Source organism: Streptomyces sp. NPDC006463 (genome assembly GCF_042870715.1).
GTDB lineage: Bacteria > Actinomycetota > Actinomycetes > Streptomycetales > Streptomycetaceae > Streptomyces.
In genome coordinates this window covers 149,860-169,053 of sequence record NZ_JBIAHP010000002.1, presented here as the reverse complement: position 1 = coordinate 169,053, position 19,194 = coordinate 149,860, and the positions used below count along the sequence as shown (strand labels likewise).

At 72.7% G+C, this 19,194-nt stretch carries 18 protein-coding genes; 8 read left to right on the top strand and 10 right to left on the bottom strand.

Features of this window, described 5'->3' with window-relative positions; genetic code table 11:
- Positions 1-13 precede the first annotated feature (13 nt).
- The 4 genes from ACFYOB_RS04565 to ACFYOB_RS04550 all read right to left on the bottom strand — a co-directional run bounded on the left by ACFYOB_RS04565 (position 14) and on the right by ACFYOB_RS04550 (position 4,573).
- Positions 14-2,194, bottom strand: coding sequence for a hypothetical protein (locus ACFYOB_RS04565; RefSeq protein ID WP_388554421.1), 2,181 nt, complete (start codon positions 2,192-2,194; stop codon positions 14-16).
- Between the two features lie 3 nt (positions 2,195-2,197).
- Positions 2,198-3,046 (bottom strand): hypothetical protein, encoded by an 849-nt coding sequence (locus tag ACFYOB_RS04560; protein ID WP_388554419.1) that lies wholly within the window; start codon positions 3,044-3,046, stop codon positions 2,198-2,200.
- Positions 3,043-3,879, bottom strand: coding sequence for a vWA domain-containing protein (locus ACFYOB_RS04555; protein ID WP_388554416.1), 837 nt, complete (start codon positions 3,877-3,879; stop codon positions 3,043-3,045). Before ACFYOB_RS04555 ends, ACFYOB_RS04560 begins: the two co-directional genes overlap by 4 nt.
- Before the next feature lie 154 nt (positions 3,880-4,033).
- Positions 4,034-4,573 carry a hypothetical protein gene (locus ACFYOB_RS04550; RefSeq protein ID WP_388554413.1) on the bottom strand — a complete coding sequence of 180 codons (540 nt, stop codon included), beginning with the start codon at positions 4,571-4,573 and terminating at the stop codon, positions 4,034-4,036.
- A 34-nt stretch (positions 4,574-4,607) separates the two neighbouring features.
- Here ACFYOB_RS04550 and ACFYOB_RS04545 point away from each other — a divergent pair, with 34 nt between their 5' ends.
- Complete coding sequence (locus ACFYOB_RS04545) at positions 4,608-5,390, top strand: chaplin (protein WP_388554410.1); 783 nt, start codon at positions 4,608-4,610, stop codon at positions 5,388-5,390.
- Here ACFYOB_RS04545 and ACFYOB_RS04540 read toward each other — a convergent pair.
- Entirely contained in the window at positions 5,383-6,039 is a 657-nt protein-coding gene (locus ACFYOB_RS04540) for a DUF2293 domain-containing protein (protein WP_388554408.1), read from the bottom strand. The two genes, ACFYOB_RS04545 and ACFYOB_RS04540, sit on opposite strands and share 8 nt — an antisense overlap.
- A 146-nt stretch (positions 6,040-6,185) precedes the next feature.
- On the opposite strand from ACFYOB_RS04540, the gene ACFYOB_RS04535 reads away from it, so the two are divergent.
- Together ACFYOB_RS04535 and ACFYOB_RS04530 are read left to right on the top strand one after the other, a co-directional pair.
- A complete protein-coding gene (locus ACFYOB_RS04535; RefSeq protein WP_388554406.1) occupies positions 6,186-6,566 on the top strand; it encodes a cupin domain-containing protein in 381 nt (126 codons plus the stop codon).
- A gap of 10 nt (positions 6,567-6,576) precedes the next feature.
- On the top strand, positions 6,577-7,218 hold the full coding sequence (locus ACFYOB_RS04530) for a uridine kinase (RefSeq protein WP_388554404.1): 642 nt from the start codon (positions 6,577-6,579) through the stop codon (positions 7,216-7,218).
- Positions 7,219-7,268: 50 nt separating this feature from the next.
- On the opposite strand, the gene ACFYOB_RS04525 is transcribed toward ACFYOB_RS04530, so the two are convergent.
- Together ACFYOB_RS04525 and ACFYOB_RS04520 are read right to left on the bottom strand one after the other, a co-directional pair.
- Complete coding sequence (locus ACFYOB_RS04525) at positions 7,269-8,183, bottom strand: carbohydrate kinase family protein (RefSeq protein ID WP_388554403.1); 915 nt, start codon at positions 8,181-8,183, stop codon at positions 7,269-7,271.
- A complete protein-coding gene (locus tag ACFYOB_RS04520; RefSeq protein WP_388554401.1) occupies positions 8,180-9,124 on the bottom strand; it encodes a pseudouridine-5'-phosphate glycosidase in 945 nt (314 codons plus the stop codon). The genes ACFYOB_RS04525 and ACFYOB_RS04520 overlap by 4 nt, the downstream gene beginning before the upstream one ends.
- Before the next feature lie 178 nt (positions 9,125-9,302).
- Between ACFYOB_RS04520 and ACFYOB_RS04515 the strand changes: the two genes are divergently transcribed.
- Positions 9,303-9,680: a cupin domain-containing protein gene (locus ACFYOB_RS04515; RefSeq protein ID WP_388554398.1), complete on the top strand. Its 378-nt coding sequence runs from the start codon at positions 9,303-9,305 to the stop codon at positions 9,678-9,680.
- Here the strand turns inward: ACFYOB_RS04515 and ACFYOB_RS04510 are convergent.
- The 3 genes from ACFYOB_RS04510 to ACFYOB_RS04500 form a co-directional block, all read right to left on the bottom strand.
- Positions 9,670-10,965 (bottom strand): MFS transporter, encoded by a 1,296-nt coding sequence (locus tag ACFYOB_RS04510; RefSeq protein ID WP_388554395.1) that lies wholly within the window; start codon positions 10,963-10,965, stop codon positions 9,670-9,672. The two genes, ACFYOB_RS04515 and ACFYOB_RS04510, sit on opposite strands and share 11 nt — an antisense overlap.
- 167 nt (positions 10,966-11,132) lie before the next feature.
- Positions 11,133-11,696, bottom strand: coding sequence for a methylated-DNA--[protein]-cysteine S-methyltransferase (locus tag ACFYOB_RS04505; protein ID WP_388554393.1), 564 nt, complete (start codon positions 11,694-11,696; stop codon positions 11,133-11,135).
- Between the two features lie 113 nt (positions 11,697-11,809).
- Positions 11,810-12,715, bottom strand: coding sequence for a glycerophosphodiester phosphodiesterase (locus ACFYOB_RS04500; protein WP_388554390.1), 906 nt, complete (start codon positions 12,713-12,715; stop codon positions 11,810-11,812).
- A gap of 291 nt (positions 12,716-13,006) precedes the next feature.
- On the opposite strand from ACFYOB_RS04500, the gene uvrB reads away from it, so the two are divergent.
- The 4 genes from uvrB to ACFYOB_RS04480 form a co-directional block, all read left to right on the top strand.
- Positions 13,007-15,160 carry an excinuclease ABC subunit UvrB gene (uvrB, locus tag ACFYOB_RS04495; RefSeq protein WP_388554388.1) on the top strand — a complete coding sequence of 718 codons (2,154 nt, stop codon included), beginning with the start codon at positions 13,007-13,009 and terminating at the stop codon, positions 15,158-15,160.
- An 88-nt stretch (positions 15,161-15,248) separates the two neighbouring features.
- Positions 15,249-15,827 carry a TerD family protein gene (locus tag ACFYOB_RS04490; RefSeq protein WP_328925100.1) on the top strand — a complete coding sequence of 193 codons (579 nt, stop codon included), beginning with the start codon at positions 15,249-15,251 and terminating at the stop codon, positions 15,825-15,827.
- Between the two features lie 39 nt (positions 15,828-15,866).
- Positions 15,867-17,861 (top strand): TerD family protein, encoded by a 1,995-nt coding sequence (locus ACFYOB_RS04485; protein WP_388554385.1) that lies wholly within the window; start codon positions 15,867-15,869, stop codon positions 17,859-17,861.
- 270 nt (positions 17,862-18,131) lie between these two features.
- Positions 18,132-19,194, top strand: a 1,063-nt coding sequence (locus ACFYOB_RS04480; protein ID WP_388554382.1) for a TerC family protein, incomplete at its 3' end; no start/stop codon positions are given.

Sequence of the window (19,194 nt, the reverse complement as noted above, 5' to 3'; positions counted from 1 at the left end):
CCGCGCCCGGCCGTCAGCGGCCGAGGTAGAGGAAGCGGAGGTAGCGGGCGTACGAGAGTTCGCGGCTGTGGCGCTGTGCCTCGGCCAGGGAGCCGCGCAGCGCCTCGTACCGAGCCGTGTCCTGCCGTAGTTGGACGGTCCGGCGGCCGAACTCCTGCCGCTGCCTCCGAGCCCGGGCATCGGCGGCAGCGGCCTCCTGCGCGAGCCGGGTTCGGCCGTCCTCCAGGCGGCGCTTGGCCTGGGCCCGCTCGGTGTCGGCGACGCCCTCCGCCGCCTTGCGCCGGCCGCCCAGCAGGGTGCGCCTGCGCTCGAAGTCCTGCTCGATCGACGTCCGTTCCGCGGCGGTGAGCCGGACGGGCCGGCTGCCGGTGGCGGCCGCGGCCTCGGTCTGGCGCCAGGCGACGAGGGCCCTGGCCTTGGCCTCGCCGATGCCGGGGATCTTCACCACGTCGCCGTTGGCCAGGACGAGAGCCGCCCCGACGGTGTTGTACCTGGTGTTCTGGAAGGTGCGGTAGCCGGTGAAGTCCGCGGCCGTGCGGATGCCCGCCGTGGCCAGCTGTCGGGTCAGTGCCTCCCCGATGCCGCGTACCCGCGCGTGGGCGATCGTCCTGTGGCTGAGGCGGTCCCGCACGAAGTCCGCCTGCCGGGTGGTGAGCGCCCTGGCGAGGGCCTTGCGGAGGTCGCCGTCGACGGCGGCGATCCTGCGGTCGATGTCGCGCTGCGTCCTGAGCTTGGTCTCTTCCGCCGACTTCAGTTCCTTGTGGTAGCGGGCGGTCAGTGCCTGCTGGTCCTGCGGGAGCCGGACCTGGCGGTTCGCCTCGGCGGAGTCGAACTTCGCCCGCTCCTTGCGGAGCTTGTCGGCGCTCTTCTCAGGGCTGTCGAGCTGCCTCATGCGGCTGTTCAGGCCCGCCAGGACCGCCTGCGTCACCTTCGTCTCCGTGCGGCGGCGCCGCGTGAAGGCCGAGACCAGTGCGGCGAAGGCGAGCGGCGCCGCCTGGACGCCCATCGGTACGAGCAGGTCCGCGAGCACCATCAGCACGGATGCGGCGAGCGAGAGCGGCAGCAGGGCGGCGCTCACCACGTCGAGCAGCCGGCGCCGGAGGAACCCGTCCGGCAGTGCGGTGGCCCCCGCCTCGGCAGCAGTGGGCGGGGGCGCGAGGAGATGGTCGGCCATCCAGCCGGGCAACGGGCCCGTGCCGGCGGACCGCTGGGGCGGGACCGCGACCGTGGCCCGGGCGGCCTGGGCGGCGGTGGCCCGCGCGGGGACGGCCGGGGCGAGCGGGGGCAGGGCCGAGAGCGGCTGGTACGCCAGCGATCTCACGTGATCGGCGAGTCCGCGCACGGTCCGGTCGGGGTGGGCGAGCAGGGTCAGCAGATTGCCCGATGTCGAAGGGCTCTTGAAGTCCTCCTCGGTGAGCAGCAGGAATTCCCCGCTCGGTTCGTGCAGGCGCGCCCACAGACCGGGATCGGCGGCGACGGCCTTCAGCGCGAGGAAGATGACCCACGAGGAGAACCGGTCGAGGTCGGCCCCGAAGTCGTCGTTGCCGCGGGCGGGCGACTGGTAGTTCCGGTGGCCGCGCTCCGTCCCGCCGTGACCGGCCAGCGCGGGCACGTACATCCCGTCGTAGTCCACGAGCCGGAAGGTTCCGTCCCCGGCGACGAGGAGGTTGCCGTGCTGGAGGTCCCCGTGGGCGATCCCGTGGGTGGCCAGATCGGACGTCAGCTCCGCGAAGCGGCCCGCGAGCCGGTCGACGGCGGCGCTGTCGCCGTGGTGGGTGTCCAGCCAGGCGGAGAGGGTGACGGCCTCGATCCAGTCCATCTTCAGGACGGGGAAGAGGCCGCCGCCCACCCTGATGGCGTCCGGGAGGTACTCGAAGCCGAGCTTCCACAGCTGGGACAGCTCGGCGGGGTCGAGGCCGGCGAGCTCGGAGCTGATCTCCCGGTAGCGCAGTTCCTGGTCCGGGATGTGCCGGGTGAAGCACTTGACGGCGTACCGCTGCCCTGACGCGGCGGAGGTCAGCGAGAACACGCTGGCGAAGGCACCCGAGATGGCGCGGGGCAGGCCGAGCTTGGTGAGTTCGGGCCTGGCGCCCTTCAGTTCGGGGTGCCGGAAACAGAGCTCCGTGTGCTGCAGAGCCTCCGCGTACGCCGCGCCGCTGGGGAACTGCCGGTGCGGACCGGTGCGCGCGCCCACGGTTCACCGCCCTTCGAAGTCGATCCGTACGACGGCCACGTCGTCGTTGCGGAGGTTCTGGCGCTCGCGGAGCCCCGTGAGCCACCGCGCGAACGCCGCCAGGTCGTCCGGTCCCGAGAAGTCCAGCAGTTCGTGGAGGGCGGACTGCGGGTCGGGGGCCGACAGGAACCAGGCCGCGAGGGCGTCCGTCATCAGCAGCAGCCGGTCCCCGGCCCGGGCGTCGCCCTCGGTGAACCGGGTACGTTCCTCCAGCAGCCCGGTGTCGTGGTTGCGGCTGCCGAACAGGTCGGGTGTGGTGCCGAACTCCTCCGCCCGCTGCACCGGGAACGAGCCCAGCAGCCGGTCGTCGCGTATGTGGAAGAGGCAGCTGTCGCCCAGGGCGGCCGCCCGCCAGTGCCAGGTGGGTCCGGGTTCGGGTTCGGGGCCGGGTTCGGAGGCCGGGTCGACACGGACGACCAGGAGCGTCGCGAAGGCTCCGGCATCGAGCTTGACCCGCTCGTACCACTTGAGCGGCCGGCCTTCCCCGGCACGTGTCGCCGTGTACGTCTCCAGCCACGGGTCCCACCGCGCCACGGCGTCCGCCGTGAACTCCTCGAACGCCGGGCCGCCCGTCATGACCTCGGGCCGGGCCATGGCCGCCACGGCCGCCGCCCGGGACAGGAGCCGGGCCCAGTCCTTGGCCAGCACGCTCTCCGTGGCGCCGTCGCAGACGCTCGCGGTCAACGGCTCCCGGAGCATGTCGACATGGGTACAGGCGGGGAGAACGGCGACGGCGTCCTCGCATTCCGCTTCCGAGCTCCCGTGCTTGGGCGCCACCAGGTGCGTGACGTACACGCAGGGCGGTGTGCTCACCGCAGCTCGGTGGCGCGGGTGCCGATGTCCAGGAACTGGACGATCGTGGTGATGTCCGCGTTGTAGACGAAACCGCGGGTCGTCTCGCTCACCCGCTGCCCCTGCGAGGCGGCGTACGAGCGCATGTGGCTCGGCAGCGGGCTCGACATGGCGAACAGGGTGCGGGCGTAGCTGTCGGGGAGACCGTCGGCGCTGTCGGGGAACGCGGTCGGGGTCCCACCCGCGGCCGAGACGTGCAGGTTGAACAGCAGGGCGGCGCCGTCGGCCGTGGCGTGCGAGGTGATGGCGTCGGCGGCGGCGGACGGGTCGCCGTCCGTCGACTCGCCGTCCGTCAGGTTGATGACGATGGGCGGGAAGCTCGCGGGGTAGCGCTCGGTCCAGCCGGCGACCAGGCTCTCGGCGTACTTCAGGGCGCGGTTCATGGGGGTGCCGCCGTGGGCGACCGGGTCCATCCAGAGCGGGAAGCTGACGCTGGTCTCGACGAGACCTCCGGCGCCGTCCGGGACCTTCTTGCTGCGCTCGTCGACGCGGGCGGGATTGTCCGCGACCTCGCTCAGCGGCACGATGTCCCGGCCCGCCAGCGAGCCGGCGAAGGCCGAACCCACGTTCGCGCCGTAACCGATCACCGCGACGTGGAAGTAGTCCCGCACGCCTTCTTCCTTGGCGCACTTGATGGACAGTTCCGTCAGCAGCCGGTTGATCGCGTCGGCGACGACATCGGCCTTCTGCTGGGGGATCTCGCCGCCGATGGGATCGCTCATCGAGGTCGACTGGTCGACGAGGAAGATGATGCTCGTCGGATTGCTGCGGCTGATCTCGGCGGTGTACGGCACCTGGAACTCCTGACGGGGCTGCGAAGGTTCGGTCCGACGGAGGACCCGACGACACACTGGCCGGCACACGCATACCGAGATCCCCCACGCGTGATGTTAGGGCGACCGCGGGCAGCCGCAGGGGGTAATCGTGATCTCCGGGTACGCGCCCTCCCTATCCGGCCAGTTGGTCCGCCCAGCGGGTCAGCGTCGTGAAGTCGCGGTCCCGGAGGCCGCGGCTGGGGTGGATGCGCAGGAGGAGGGCCGGGGCCGGGTGGTGGGCGCTGACCCACGCCCGGTCACGGGGGTTGATCATGTCGTCGACCCAGGCGAAGGGGCGGCCGGCCGCCCAGTCGACGAGGGCGCGGGTCTTCCACGAGAGGCCGTCCGGGTCGCGGGTGAAGAGTTCCGGCCATTCGATGACAGGCAGATCACCGGGAAGTCCGATGTGCGGGGCGATCATCGTGTTGGCCTGGTGCGTCCAGGCGGTGGCCCAGGTGAGTTCGAAGGGCAGGGCCAGCAGCCGGGCGCCGTGGGAGGGATGGAGGCGGACCCGCGCGCCGCGCCGGGCGCTGCGGGATTCCGGGTCGCGGTAGTCGAGCCAGACGTCCGGCCGCATGCGGTGGCTCCGGTAGCCGCGCAGTCCGGCGAGGGGTGAGCGGAAGGGGTTCAGCGGGCCGTCGACGTCGAGGAGGAGCAGCGGTCGTCCAGTCATGAAGTAGGCACTACCCAGTACACGATGGAGTGAAATGCCTACCGGCTCTATAACCCGAATGGGTTCAGGGCGTTGTTTCCGGTGCGGGTGCAGCGCCCGTGAACTCCTCCGGAAGGCGGGAAGACTGATGCGTCACAGTCGTCGGAATGGCTTGATCGCGGCGGTGGTTGCGGGAGGTGGGCTGGCGGTCGCGGGTGTGAGCGGATTCGCCTACGCCGATGCGGACGCGGGTGGTCAGGCCGAACGCTCGCCGGGACTGCTGTCCGGGAACCTGGTGCAACTGCCGGTGCACGTCCCGGTGAACGTGTGCGGGAACACCGTGAGCGTGATCGGCGTACTCAACCCGGCCGCGGGGAACCGCTGTGCCAACGAGGCGCCAGGGGGCGGCGGAGGGCATCCGGAACCGAGGCCCTCGCATCCGTCGAAACACGGAGCCGGAAACAGCGGAGGGGCCAGTGCCGAAGGACGCGGAAAGGATTCGCCGGGGGTGCTGTCCGGCAACGGGCTCCAGCTCCCCGTCGACCTGCCGCTGAACATCAGCGGCAACGCGGTGAGCGTCGTCGGCGTCGGCAACAGCTCCCACGGCAACACCTCGGTCAACGGCGGGACGCCCGGCGAAGCCGAACCCGTCCGGCCCCCCGTCACCTCGCGCCCCGTGACCCCGCCCGCACCGCCCGCCCCGACCCCGCCCGCACCGCCCCGGCACAACGAGGCGCTCGCCCACACCGGGGCCGACGGCGTCGGCTACCTGCTGCCGGGCGGGGGAGCGCTGCTGCTCGGCGGGGTACTGCTCTACCGCCGCTTCCGCCTCAACTAGGGGGCGTACGCCACCCGTCCAGGATGGCGTCGATCCGGGCGGCCAGCCGGGCCCGGGCCGCGAAGCGCGGGACCCCGGCCATCAGCAGGGCGTCGTACTCGGTGTCGGTGTGCCGCACGGCCGCCCGTACCGCGTACGAGACCGCCAGTTCGTCGAGGGCCCGGCCGGCCGCACTGCGGCCCACCCGGCCGCTCCCGCGCACCGAGGCGTGGGTGGCGATCGCCACGGCCCGGTCGGCCGGGCAGCCGGGGAACAACCGCACTATCTCGGCCGCGAAGGCCGCCGTGAACCGGGTGTCCTCCGCGGCGCGCCTTAGCCGGTCGCGCTCCCGGCGCCGGGCCCGCGCCTCGGCGTCCACGAGGCAGGCACGCTCCGCGCGCGCCAGGGCGGCGTCCTCGACGAAGAGCCCCTGGCGTTCGTAGCGGCGGCGGCGCCTGTTGAAGCGGACGACGACGGCGGAGAGCGAACTCGCCTCGCGGGAGCGGCGGGTGAGCGCCGCGTCCCCGCGCGGGAGGTAGACCAGATGCCCGAGATCGGCGCAGTCCAGGCAGCGCGGCACGCCCGCCTCGCGCACGAGGTGCCGGAGCGGGCCCTGCCGGCACTCGGCGCAGTGGATCTGCTTCGCGGACTCGAAGACGACCAGGCTCATACGGGTGTGATACCGCCGCCGGGACCTCCTATCACCTGGTGCGGGGCGGCGGTTGATGTTCGATCATCTCTTCCTCGACGACCTGCGGTCCTTCTACCGTGGGCCCGGATCGACGACGGCCGGTCCACCGAGGAGGACACGTGTACATGGCTGGACAGAAGACGATGACGATCCGGCCGACGAGGGCGCGCACCGCCGCGGGCTCCGGGGCGCGGGAAGTCGTCATCCCTCCGGGCGGCTGCACCGGCTGGCACTACCACCGGGTGCGGCTGAACGCCGTCGTGCTCACGGGGACGCTGACCCGCGTCCTGCACGACCGGTCGGTCGAGGTGCACCGTGCCGGGACCGCCTTCGTGGAGCCCGCGGGCATACGGCACATACACCTGGGCCACAACCTCGGCAGTGAGCCGGTCGTGATCCACGTGACCCCGGCGCTTCCCGCGGGGACCGCCCTGACCCCGTTCTCCATACCCGCCCCGGCGCCGGCCGGGATCCCCCCGGCCGTCTGCCGGGAGCACGCCGCGTGACAATGGGCCGGTGCAGCTGGAAGCGATCACATGGCAGCGGATGGCCGAGCGGCTCGCCGGTCACCTCGACGGCCGCGACACCGGCCAGGACGGCCGGCAGCGGGTGGGCATCGACGGAGCGCCGGCCGCCGGGACCGGCGTGCTCGCCGGACACCTCGCCGAGGCGCTGCGGCTGCGCGGACGGGCGGTCCTGGTGGTACCGGCCGAGGGCTTCCTGCGGCCGGCCTCCCTCCGCTTCGAGTTCGGCCGCCAGGACGTGGACTCGTACCTCGGCGGCTGGTACGACACGGCCGCGCTCTGGCGGGAGGTGTTCGGCCCGACCGACCCCGGTGGGACGGGGCGGGTGCTGCCCGATCTCTGGGACCCGGTGACCGACCGGGCGACGCGCAGCCCGTACGTCGAACTCCCGCCCGGCGGTGTGGTGATCGTGCACGGCCCGCTGCTGCTGGGCCACTGGTTCCCCTTCGACCTGAGCGTCCACATCCGGCTCTCCCCGGGCGCGCTCGCCCGCCGCACCGAGGAGTCCGCACGCTGGACCCTCCCGGCCTTCGCCCGCTACGAGGCCGAGACCGACCCGGCGGCGCAGGCTGACGCGCTGGTCAGGGCCGACGACCCCCGCCACCCGGCATGGACGGACATCCGCGACCGCTGACGGGCCGCCCGCCCGAGCAGCCGCCGGGGCGCCCCGGGCAACGGCCGGGGCTACGGCCTTCCGCCCAGCCGGGAGACCGCCAGCGCGGCGGCACGGCAGCCTGCCCGAGCCGCCTCCACCGGATCCGCCCCCGCCAGCCGCGCCGCCAGGAACCCCCCGGTGAACGCGTCCCCCGCCCCCGTGGAGTCCACCGCCTCGGCCGGTTCAGCCCTGACCTCGGCGGTGATCCGGCCCCGCTCGGCGACCAGCGCCCCGGCAGCCCCCCGGGTCACCACCACCAGCGGCACCCGGCGGCTCAGCCGCGCCGCCGCCCGGGCCAACGCGGCCGGCTCCGGCAGTCCGGCCAGCAGCCGTGCCTCGTCCTCGTTGGGCAGCAGTACGTCGGCCCCCGCCACCTCGTCGAGGAACCGCCGCGGGCCCAGCCCGGCCAGGAATCCGGCCGAGGCGGGATCCACGCTCACCGGCACCCCCCGGGCCCGGGCCGCCCGCAGCGCGACCAGGGCCAGCTCCCGGCTGCTGTCGGCGAAGAACAGGTACCCGGACAGGTGGAGATGGGCCACCCCGTCCAGCAGCGCCGGCGTCCAGTCGGCGGGGCACAGCCGGAGCGCGGCCCCGCTGTCGGTCAGGAAGGTCCGCTCCGCGTCCTTGCCCACCAGCGCGACCACCGTCCCGGTCGGCTCCTCCCGGTCGATCACCAGCCGCGGCCGCACCCCCGCGTCCACCAGGGCCCGCTCGTGCCACCGCGCCGACTCGGCGCCCACCCGCGCCAGGAGCCGTACCTCCGCGGCCCCCATGAGGGCCGCCCAGCAGGCGGCGTTGGCCCCTGCGCCACCGGGCAGGGTCCGGATCCGGGCGGCCGTGTCGGTGGCCGGAGCCAGCGGTTCGGGATGCATCGCCACGACATCGGTCACCACGTCACCGACGATCAGCAGCGCCCCCGGGACGGCCGGTCCCGACGCGGTCATGCCCGTGCCGCCCAGGCCCCCGCGATCCTGGCCCCGAGCCGCACGTTGCCCCGTACCGCCGCCAGGTTCGCCTCCAGCGAGGCCCCGGCCGTCGCTCGTACCAGGAACCCCAGCAGGAACGGCGTCACCGCCTGCCCCGTGATCCCGCGCTCGCGGCACTCGGCGAGCGCCTCGGCCAGCACCCGGTCGTGCAGCTCCGGATCCAGCTGCTCCGCCTCCGCCACCGGATTGGCCACCAGCAGCGCCGACTCCACGCCTCCCAGGGCGTCCTGGGCGGCCATCACCGCCGCGACCTCGTCCGGCCCCTCCACGGTCCAGTCCACCGGCTCGCCGGAATCCGCCAGGTAGAAGCCGGGGAACCGCCGGGTCTGGTACCCGAGCACCCCCACCCCCAGCGTCTCCAGCCGCTGCAGGGTGGCCGGCACGTCCAGGATCGACTTCACCCCCGCGCACACCACCGTGATCCGCGTCCGCGCCAGCAGCGACAGGTCCGCCGACTCGTCCTGCGTCTGCGCCCACTCGCGGTGCACGCCGCCCAGCCCGCCCGTGGCGAAGACCCGAAGGCCCGCCTGGGCCGCCAGGAAGGCGGTCGCGGACACCGTCGTCGCCCCCGTGGCCCCCACCGCGAGCGCGGGGGCCAGATCCCGGTGGCCGAGCTTGCGTACGCCCTCGCCGCCCGCGATCCGCTCCAGCTGGTCCTTGTCCAGGCCCGCGTAGGCCACCCCGTCCACGACCGCGATCGTCGCCGGAACCGCGCCCTCCGAACGGACCAGCGCTTCCAGTTCGAGCCCCACCGCCAGATTGCGGGGACGCGGCAGGCCGTGCGCGATGATCGTCGACTCCAGGGCCACGACGGGCCGGTGCCGGGCGAGCGCCTCGCGCACCTCTTCCGACAGGACCGGTCCGCCGGACGGGGATTCAGTTGCTGTGTGCAGTGACATGTCCCCATCCATGGCACGGGATCCGCGCCTCCAAACGCGCTCCCGTCCCACCTGTCACAACCTGTCCGAGTACCGTTCCCCCGGCGGCCTGACTGGACAGGGTGACCCCTGGGCCCGGCGGTTCCTGGACGCTCTGGTCACCGCGCCGCGCTGCCGGGCCGGATTAGGCTGGCGCGCCATGAGCACCAGCGACCACTCCGCAGCCTCCGCAGCCCCCGCCTCCTTCGCCGTCTCCGTACCGGACGTCGAACTGGAGGCCGAAGACCTCGACCCCGGCCAGATCGTCTCCGGCGAGCCCGTCGTGACGGGCAAGGTGCTCTGGGAGTCGGCGGACGGCAGGCAGCTGCGCGGGATCTGGCAGATCACCCCCGGAGTGGTCACGGACACCGAGGCCAACGAGCTGTTCGTCGTGGTCAGCGGCCGCGCCACCATCGAGGTCGAGGGCGGCGAGACCCTGGAGGTGGGCCCCGGCTCCGCCTGCGTGCTCCGGGAGGGCGACAAGACCACCTGGACCGTGCACGAGACGCTCCGCAAGGCCTACCACATCAGCTGCTGACGCCCTTCGCGGGAGCGGGGTGGCGGCGCGCGGTGAACAGCGCGAGCGCCGCCATCGGCAGCAGCAGGCAGGCCCCGATGGCGTTCAGCCAGCCGTAGCTCGCCTGGGACATGACCAGGCCGGCGGCGGCGCCGCCCACGCCCGCGGCCGTGTTCATCGTCAGGTCGCTCAGGCCCTGTACGGCGGCCCGCGCGGGCTGCGGCACCGAGTCCGTCAGCAGCGCCGAGCCGGACACCATCCCGGCGGACCAGCCGAGGCCGAGCAGGAACAGGCCGGCCGCGGTCTGGCCGTGGTGCGGCCCGGCCGTGCCGGCGAGCAGGGCGGCGACCGATAGCAGCCCGGCCGCCAGGCCGATCACGGACAGCCGGCCGATCCGGTCCGCGAGCCACCCCATCACGGGCGAGAAGGCGAACATGCCCGCGATGTGACCGCTGATCACGAGGCCGATGAGCTCCAGCCCGGCGCCGTGGTGGCCCAGGTCCATCGGGGTCATCACCATGATCGAGACCATGGTGGTGTGTGAGACGGCGACGGTGACGAGGGCGAGCCGGGCCCGCGGGGAGGTTTTGACGGCGGCGATCCCGGCCCGCAGCGAGCGGCCCTCGCGGGTCTGCTCCCCGGCCGTGGCCAGCGCACGGGCGGTCAGCAGCGGGTCCGGTCGCAGGAGCACGCCGATCAGCGTGCCGGTGAGCAGGAAGACGGCGGCGGCCCACACGAAGGGGCCCGCCGTCTCGGGTATGGAGGTCCCGGCGAAGCTGCGGCTGGCCGGGGCGGACAGGTTGGGGCCGAGCACCGCGCCGATGGTGGACGCCCACACGACGACGGAGATCGCCCGGGCCCGGCGGTCCGGGGCGGCGAGGTCGGCGGCGGCGAACCGGGCCTGCAGGTTGGCTGAGGAGGCGGCGCCGAAGGCGGCCATGCCGAGCATCAGCAGCGGGAAGCTCTTGACGGTGGCGGCGAGGACGACGAGCAAGGCGCCGGCCGCGCCGATCGCGTACGCGAGGACGAGTCCCGGGCGGCGGCCGCGGGCGGTCATCAGGGCGGCGAGCGGCAGGGAGACCAGGGCCGTACCGATCACCGCGGCGGTGGAGGCGAGGCCGGACAGGGCCTCGGTGCCGCTGACCTCGGTCGCGAGTACGGGGGCCAGGGCGATGCTGATGGGCACGCCGAGCCCGCCGAGGACCTGGCTCGCGATGAGCACGCCGGTGGTACGGCGCTGCAGCCGGGCCAGCTCAGGTCCGGTGGCCGCGGCTGTGGGCCGGTCCGTGCCGGGCGAGGCGGTCACGCCGTCCACCCCCTTCGCGGGGACGGGTGCGGGGCGCGGGCGGACGCGGTGAGACCGGGTGCGGCGGCAGGAGTAGTCACCGCGGAAGTGTGACACCCCTTACCGCGCGGCGGAACCGAGTATCCGGTATCCGGGGTCCGGGTCCGGATGCCCGCCGCGCCGCCCGCTCAGAACAGCGGCTGGGGGAGGACGCCTTCCAGCGCGAGCAGCTGCCGCTTCGTCTCGACCCCGCCGCCGAAGCCCCCGATGCCCCCGTCGTTCTCCACGACCCGGTGGCAGGCCACGACCAGCGGCAGCGGGTTGGAGCCCATGGCGCTGCCCACGGCCTGCGCGGCGCCGGGCTGGCCGACGCGGGCGGCCAGTTCCCCGTAGCCGACGACCGCTCCGTAGGGCACGCAGCGGTCCAGCTCCTGGAGCACCTGCCGGTTGAAGCCGGAGCTGAGGCGCCAGTCCAGCGGCAGCTCGAAGCGCCGCAGCGAACCGGAGAAGTACGCGGCGAGCTGGCGTACGGGCTCGGCCAGCAGCACCTCCTCGCCCGGTGCGGGCCGCCAGGCGTCCGCGCCGAGCCGGGAGACGAGCGAACCGATCATGGCGTCGACCCGGTCCGGCCCGGCATGGAACTCGACCCGGACCAGCCCCTCCGGGGTCGCGGCCAGGAGCAGGGGCCCGATGTCGCTGGCGACGACGGTCCATTCGAGGCGCGGCCCGCAGGGCCGCTCGGTGCTGTCCACGCGTCCACGGTACGGCCCCCCACCGACAGCGCCGACAGCGCCGACAGCGCCGACACGGCCGACGGCGCCGACGGCGCCGTCGGCGCTCGCGGCACCGCCCGTCCGGGCCCGGCTCAGTAGCCGCCCACCGCCTCCTGGACGACGTCCGGGGCGTTGGTGATGATCCCGTCCACGCCCATCGCCTGGACCTTGCGGGCGGTCGCGGCGTCGTCCACGATCCAGGTGTCCACCTCCATGGCCTTGCCGTGGGCCCCCAGCAGGCCGTGCACCGCCGAGACCCAGTCGGCCGAGATCGTGGTGTGCCACGGGTTGATCCGGTCGGTGAACTGCGCGTACCTCGGCAGGTCCGCCACCGCCGGGGTGCCCAGGAAGGCCGTCACGAGGTCCGGGCGCAGGCCGTGCACGATGCGGACGCTGTCGGCGCTGAAGCTCTGCACCACCAGGCGCTGCGTCACGTGGCGCCGGTCGAGCCAGCCGGCCTCTTCCAGTACCTTCAGGGTCTGCTCCTCGATGCCGGGGTAGAGCTCCGGCTTCTTGATCTCCAGCAGCAGCCGCTGCTGGTTGCGCGATACCCGGTCGAGGTACTCGTGCAGGGTCGGCACCCGGGCGCCCTCGTACTCCTCCCCGAACCAGCTGCCCGCGTCCAGCCGGGCGATCTCCGCGGCCGTGAAGTCCTTGACCCGCCAGGGCTGGCGGCCGGGGAACACCTGCTCGACGTCGGTGGTCCGGGCCAGGGTGTCGTCGTGGATGACCACCAGCTCGCCGTCCCGGGTGCGCTGCACGTCGTTCTCGACCCATTCGAAGCCCAGCCGCATCGCCAGGTCGATCGAGTCGAGGGTGTTCTCCGGGGCGTACGCCGAGGCCCCCCGGTGGGCGTACACGACGGGTCCTCCCAGTGCTGCCCGGGCGGTCGTGGGGGAATCGGGGCCGGTGGCGGCGTACGACGCCGTCCCGCCCAGCAGGGTGAGGGTGAAGCCCAGGAATGCGGCGGCGGCCGCGGCGGCGGGTCGGACGTACATGTGCGTTCTCCTCGGGTCGGGAGCCCTGTTCCTGCGTCAGACGGGTGCGGAGGGGCGGACTTTGTGGCGATGCACTTCACAGCGGGGTCTTCACCGCGATCATGGGGTTGAAGATCACCGGGCCGCCACCGAACTACGACAAACGGACCAGAACGTGTGAGGGCGGTCCGGCCGGGCAGCCGCGCACGGGCGCCCCGCGGACTGCGCGCGGACCGGCGCGGACCAGCCCGGATACGAGCGGATCCGCCCGCGTGTCACGTGAGTGTCAGTGGGGGGCCGTACGGTTGAGTCATGCGGCCCGTATCGAAGATCGAACGCACGGTGGCGCCTTTCGAGGTCGTCAGCCCCTACAAGCCCAGCGGCGACCAGCCGACGGCCATCGCCGAGCTGGAGAAGCGCATCCGTGCAGGTGAGAAGGATGTCGTCCTGCTGGGTGCGACCGGCACGGGCAAGTCGGCGACCACCGCGTGGATGATCGAGAAGCTCCAGCGCCCCACCCTGGTGATGGCGCCGAACAAGACCCTCGCCGCCCAGCTGGCGAACGAGTTCCGAGAGCTCCTGCCGAACAACGCCGTCGAGTACTTCGTGTCGTACTACGACTACTACCAGCCCGAGGCCTACGTTCCGCAGTCGGACACATACATCGAGAAGGACTCCTCGATCAACGAGGAGGTGGAGCGGCTGCGCCACTCCGCCACCAACTCGCTCCTGACCCGGCGAGACGTCATCGTCGTCGCCTCCGTGTCCTGCATCTACGGCCTCGGTACCCCGCAGGAGTACGTCGACCGGATGGTCTCCCTCAAGGTGGGCGAGGAGATCGACCGGGACCAGCTGCTGCGCCGCTTCGTCGACATCCAGTACACCCGCAACGACGTGGCGTTCACGCGCGGCACCTTCCGGGTGCGCGGCGACACCATCGAGATCTTCCCGGTCTACGAGGAACTGGCCGTCCGCATCGAGATGTTCGGCGACGAGATCGAGGCCCTGTCCACCCTGCACCCGCTGACCGGCGAGGTCATCAGCGAGGACCGCGAGCTGTACGTGTTCCCCGCAAGCCACTACGTCGCCGGCCCCGAGCGCATGGAGAAGGCGGTCCGCGGCATCGAGGCCGAGCTGGCCCAGCGCCTCGCCGAGCTGGAGAAGCAGGGCAAGATGCTGGAGGCCCAGCGGCTGCGCATGCGCACCACCTACGACCTGGAGATGATGCGGCAGATCGGGTCCTGCTCCGGCATCGAGAACTACTCGCTGCACATGGACGACCGCGAGCCGGGGTCCGCGCCCAACACCCTCATCGACTACTTCCCGGAGGACTTCCTCCTCGTCATCGACGAGTCGCACGTCACCGTGCCGCAGATCGGCGCCATGTACGAGGGCGACGCCTCGCGCAAGCGGACCCTGGTCGACCACGGATTCCGGCTGCCGTCGGCGCTCGACAACCGGCCGCTGAAGTGGGAGGAGTTCCAGGAGCGCATCGGCCAGACCGTCTACCTGTCGGCGACCCCCGGCAAGTACGAGCTCTCGCGCGGCGACGGCTTCGTCGAGCAGATCATCCGCCCCACCGGCCTCATCGACCCCGAGGTCGTGGTCAAGCCGACCGAGGGCCAGATCGACGACCTGGTCCACGAGATCCGCGAGCGGGTGGAGAAGGACGAGCGGGTCCTGGTCACCACCCTCACCAAGAAGATGGCCGAGGACCTCACGGACTACTTCCTGGAGCTCGGCATCCAGGTCCGCTACCTGCACAGCGACGTGGACACGCTGCGCCGCATCGAGCTGCTGCGCGAGCTCCGGTCCGGCGAGTTCGACGTCCTGGTCGGCATCAACCTGCTGCGTGAGGGCCTCGACCTGCCCGAGGTGTCGCTCGTCGCGATCCTCGATGCCGACAAGCAGGGCTTCCTGCGCTCGGGCACCTCCCTGATCCAGACCATCGGCCGCGCGGCGCGCAACGTGTCGGGCCAGGTCCACATGTACGCGGACAGCATCACCCCGGCGATGGCGCAGGCGATCGACGAGACCAACCGCCGCCGGGAGAAGCAGGTCGCCTACAACACGGCCAACGGGATCGACCCGCAGCCGCTGCGCAAGAAGATCAACGACATCGTCGCCACCATCGCCCGCGAGGAACTGGACACCGAGCAGCTCCTCGGCACCGGGTACCGGCAGGCGGCGGACGGCAAGGGGGCCAAGGCTCCGGTTCCGGCGCTCGGCGGCAAGGCGGCCCAGACCAAGGGCAAGGCGGGCGGCAAGGGCGCGAAGGGCGCGGCCAAGGCCGAGGTGCTCACCGACCGGCCCGCCGCCGAACTGGCTTCGCTCATCGAGCAGATGACCGAGCGGATGCGCGGGGCGGCCGCGGAGTTGCAGTTCGAGGTCGCGGCCCGGATCCGGGACGAGGTCAGCGAGCTGAAGAAGGAGCTGCGACAGATGAAGGAAGCGGGCCTCGCCTGACCCGTGGCCTGTCAGTAGGGTTGGGTCACAGCCGCAGGTACACGCTGCGCTCCTGTTATCGGGGCGGGCTATGGAGAGGGGACAGCGCGTGACGGTCAACATGACCAAGGGTCAGGCCATCAGTCTGCAGAAGTCGGACGGGGGCACGCTGACCGCGGTCCGGATGGGCCTCGGCTGGCAGGCGGCCAAGCGCCGCGGGCTGTTCGGGTCGCGGACCCAGGAGATCGACCTGGACGCGTCGGCGGTACTCTTCGCCGACAAGCAGCCGGTGGACGTCGTCTTCTTCCGGCACCTGCAGAGCGACGACGGCTCGGTTCGGCACACCGGTGACAACCTCGTCGGCGGCGTCGGCCAGGGCGGGGACGACGAGGCGATCCTCGTCGACCTCCAGCGCGTGCCGGTCCACATCGACCAGATCGTCTTCACGGTGAACTCCTTCACCGGCCAGACGTTCCAGGAAGTGCAGAACGCGTTCTGCCGCATCGTCGACGAGACCAACGGCCAGGAGCTGGCCCGCTACACCCTCGACGGCGGCGGCCAGTACACGGCGCAGATCATGGCGAAGGTGTCGCGTTCGGGCGCCGGCTGGCAGATGACGGCCCTCGGCAACCCGGCCAACGGCCGTACGTTCCAGGACCTGATGCCGGCGATCCTGCCGCACCTGTAAGACGCAACAAGAGAAGAAGGCACGGGGGAGGGCTGCACGATGACGGCCGAACTGGTCCGGGGGCAGAACCACCCCGTGTCCCAGAGCCGGGTGGAGATCAGGGTCTCGGCGGGCACACCCGTGCTCGCCCTGGCCTCGCTCGCCGATGAACAGGGCCGGTTCGAAGGCCCCGGGGCACTGGCACACCCGGGCGCCCGGACCCTCCCGGGGGTCCGCGCGCCGGGGGAGCTCGCCGAGCGGCACACCTTCGCCGTCGACCTCGACGCGGTCGCCACGCAGGTCCACCGGGTCGGCGTAGTGCTCGTCCTGCCGCCCGGCGGCCCGGTGCGCTTCGGCGCGGTCCCGGCCTCCTACGTGGCCGTGGCCGACCCGGAGGGCGCCGAGCTCGCCGGATACACCCTGACCGGGCTGGACGCCGAGACGGCCGTCGTGGCCCTGGAGCTGTACCGCCGCCAGGGCGCCTGGAAGGTCCGGGCCGTGGGCCAGGGATACGCCGACGGCCTCGGCGCCCTGCTGGCCGACGGCGGACTGGCCGCACCGGAGGCCGCCGCGCTCGCCGCCGCCGCACTGGCGACGGCCGCGGGGACCGGGCAGGCGGACGGCGCGCTCTCCGCCCGGCCGAGCCTGGCCGGTGATCTGCACGCCCCGCGGACAGCGGCCGGGGCTCCCGCCCAGGCCCCCGCGCCCACTCCCGAGCCCCCGGACCCGATCCCCGTCTCCGGGGTCCCCTACGCCGGTACGCCCGGCCCCGCGCCGCACCCGGCGCCCGGCGGCGACACCGCGGACTCCCCGCCCACCATCAGCTACGCCCACCCGCGGCGCCGCCGCGCCAGCACCGAGCCGCCCGAGCCCGCGCCGCAGGCCGCTCCGCCGACGGAGCCCGGACAGTTCCCGCAGCCCGTCGCCGGGGACGCCAGCGGCTGGTCCATGGAGGAGCGGCTCTACAACCAGGTGTGGGGCATGTTCGAGGACCTGGCCCGCACGGTCGCCGCGTACCGCAGCGCCGTCGACTTCGCCGATTCCCGCATGGACCGCGAGCTCGACGAGGCCCTGTCCGACCCGCGCCACCGCCTCGGAGGCTCCGGGAACGCCGCCCGCGACACCGCCCGGGCGCGCCGCGAGGAGCTGGTCGCCCAGGCCCAGGCCGTCCTCGACCGGGACCTCGCCCAGCTGATCGCCGAGGCGGAGGTCGTCGAGCCCGCGCTGCCGGCCGCGTACGCCCGCTGGGACAACCCGGTCTGGCACGACAGCCGGTCGAACGGGCTGCCCGAGGAGAGCCCGCTGGCCCTGCGCCTGGGCGACCTGCACCTGCCCGAGCGGCCCGATCTGCGCATCCCGATGCTGATGAGGCTCCCGCTGGAGCGCGGCATCTGGATCGACAACGGCCGCACCGGTTCCGAGTCCGCTATGGCCATGGACACCGACCGGCTGCGCCGGGCCGCCATGGACATGGCCGTCGCGCACGCGGCTCGGCTGCTCGCGGTCCACCCCGGCGACCGGTTCGCCGTCCACGTCATCGACGCGGCCGGGGCCGCAGCCGCCTCGCTGGCTCCGCTGGTCCGGGCCGGGGTGCTGGCGGCCCCGCCCGCCGCCGGGGCCGCCGGGGTCACCGAGACCCTGGCGCGGCTGACCCGGCGGGTGGACCTCGTACAGATGGCGGTGCGGGCCGGAGCCCCCGAGGACCTGCCGCCGGACGTGGACACCGCCGACCAGCTGCTCCTCGTGCACGACTTCCCGCACGGCTTCGACGACCGGGCCGTGACCCAGCTGCGCTACCTCGCCGACGAGGGTCCGGCGGTCGGCGTGCACCTGCTGATGGTCGCGGACCGTGACGAGGCCTCGGCCTACGGGCCGCTGCTGGACCCGCTGTGGCGCTCGCTGATGCGGCTGTCGCCGGTGCCGGACAACCACCTCGCCGACCCCTGGGTCCACCACGCCTGGACCTTCGAGCCGGACCTGCCCCCGCAGGGCAGCCGGGTCCTCGAACAGGCACTGGACCGGATCGCGGAGGCCCGTCGGCGCGCCCGCCCGTGACGGTCAGCGGCAGGCTGATGACCTGCCGCTGACCAGTTCTTGGGATTCCCTTTACCTTGGCCGTCTCCGGCGGGTACCCTGGTGAGCGCGGAGGGGAGTATTCCTGCTTTCCTGCTACGGCGTACCCGTCAATACGGACCACTGCGGATTCATGAGCGCAGTCGGTCCCGGGGCGTCGGCCCACGGCCTCCAGGCCGCCCGGGTGGAAGAGACCTCCGGCAGCGATGACGCTGACGAAGTGCTGAGCCATCCGCCGGAGGCGTGTTTACCGTGGAAGTTTCCTGGACCCTGTGGGCGCTGACCATCCTTGGTCTGTCCCTCCTCATCGGCGCCGATTTCTTCATCGGCCGCAAACCGCACGACGTATCGATCAAGGAAGCGGGCACCTGGACGGTCGTCTGGATCGTCCTCGCCGGGCTCTTCGGCCTCGGTCTGTGGTTCTTCGGGAACGGCCAGGCCTCCCAGGAGTTCTTCGCGGGCTTCATCACCGAGAAGTCCCTGAGCGTGGACAACCTCTTCGTCTTCGTCCTGATCATGGCGAAGTTCGCGGTGCCCTCCCACCTCCAGCAGCGCGTACTGCTCGTGGGCGTGCTGATCGCCCTGGTCCTGCGCGCGGTCTTCATCGCGGCCGGCGCGGCGATCATCGCCAGCTTCTCCTGGGTCTTCTACCTCTTCGGCGCGTTCCTGATCTACACCGCGTGGAAGCTGATCCAGGAGGCCCGCAAGGACGAGGAGGAGGACGAGTTCGAGGAGAACCGTCTCCTCAAGTCCGTCGAGAAGAAGTTCGGCGTCGCCGACAGGTACCACGGCACCAAGCTCTTCATCCAGAGCAACGGCAAGCGCGTCCTGACCCCGCTGATGGTCGTCATGCTCGCCATCGGCACCACCGACGTGCTCTTCGCGCTGGACTCGATCCCCGCGATCTTCGGCCTCACCCAGGACCCGTACATCGTCTTCACCGCCAATGCCTTCGCCCTGATGGGTCTGCGCCAGCTGTACTTCCTCATCGGCGGCCTGCTCAAGAAGCTGGTCCACCTCAGCTACGGCCTGTCGGTCATCCTGGGCTTCATCGGCGTCAAGCTGGTGCTGCACGCGCTGCACGAGAACGGGGTGCACGTCCCGGTGATCTCGATCCCGGTCTCCCTGGGTGTCATCTGCGGTGTCCTGGTCATCACCACGATCACCAGCCTGATGGCCTCGAAGAAGCGGGGGGGGGGCGGGGGCGCCCCCCCCCCCCCGCGGCCCCCCCGGGGGGGGGGCCCCCGGGGGGCACCCCGGGGCGGGGGCCGCGGGGGCCCCCCCCCGGCCCCGCCCGCCCCCCCCGCCCCCCGGG

What these genes read in the sequence shown, in the direction of transcription:
- ACFYOB_RS04550 (WP_388554413.1), bottom strand. Translation starts at nt 4,573, where the DNA reads ATGACTGGACGACCGCTGCTCCTCCTCGACGTCGACGGCCCGCTGAAC.
- ACFYOB_RS04545 (WP_388554410.1), top strand. Translation starts at nt 4,608, where the DNA reads ATGCCTACCGGCTCTATAACCCGAATGGGTTCAGGGCGTTGTTTCCGG.
- ACFYOB_RS04540 (WP_388554408.1), bottom strand. Translation starts at nt 6,039, where the DNA reads ATGAGCCTGGTCGTCTTCGAGTCCGCGAAGCAGATCCACTGCGCCGAG.
- ACFYOB_RS04535 (WP_388554406.1), top strand. Translation starts at nt 6,186, where the DNA reads ATGGCTGGACAGAAGACGATGACGATCCGGCCGACGAGGGCGCGCACC.
- ACFYOB_RS04525 (WP_388554403.1), bottom strand. Translation starts at nt 8,183, where the DNA reads ATGACCGCGTCGGGACCGGCCGTCCCGGGGGCGCTGCTGATCGTCGGT.
- ACFYOB_RS04520 (WP_388554401.1), bottom strand. Translation starts at nt 9,124, where the DNA reads ATGTCACTGCACACAGCAACTGAATCCCCGTCCGGCGGACCGGTCCTG.
- ACFYOB_RS04515 (WP_388554398.1), top strand. Translation starts at nt 9,303, where the DNA reads ATGAGCACCAGCGACCACTCCGCAGCCTCCGCAGCCCCCGCCTCCTTC.
- ACFYOB_RS04500 (WP_388554390.1), bottom strand. Translation starts at nt 12,715, where the DNA reads ATGTACGTCCGACCCGCCGCCGCGGCCGCCGCCGCATTCCTGGGCTTC.
- uvrB (WP_388554388.1), top strand. Translation starts at nt 13,007, where the DNA reads ATGCGGCCCGTATCGAAGATCGAACGCACGGTGGCGCCTTTCGAGGTC.
- ACFYOB_RS04485 (WP_388554385.1), top strand. Translation starts at nt 15,867, where the DNA reads ATGACGGCCGAACTGGTCCGGGGGCAGAACCACCCCGTGTCCCAGAGC.